Annotated in this window: 1 protein-coding gene; it reads left to right on the top strand. The window is 34.7% G+C overall.

Features of this window, described 5'->3' with window-relative positions; translation table 11 throughout:
• Positions 1 to 262, top strand: a 262-nt coding sequence (locus ETC27_RS18065; protein WP_136256075.1) for an amino acid permease, incomplete at both ends; no start/stop codon positions are given.

Here is a 262-nt window from a genome sequence, read left to right as displayed (position 1 = left end):
AGGTGGGACTCAGCGCACTGCAAAATTAGTAAAAGCGGGATTTATAATCGGGATTGTAATTCCATCCATTATCTTATTTGTATTAGCAGTAGCTTATTTTGTAGGAGGAAATCCTATAGAAATCCCCATCAATAAGGCAGCTTTTATTCCAGACTTTTCACAGCTTTCAACATTGGTAGTTTTTGTTTCGTTTATTTTAGCTTATATGGGAGTTGAAGCTTCAGCTTCTCATATCAATGAGTTAGAAAATCCAAAAAGAAAT

The sequence above is a fragment of the Onishia niordana genome (assembly GCF_004798965.1).
GTDB lineage: Bacteria > Pseudomonadota > Gammaproteobacteria > Pseudomonadales > Halomonadaceae > Onishia > Onishia niordana.
Note: the sequence above shows the minus strand (reverse complement) of the source record. Positions and strands in the feature narration are given on the sequence as shown.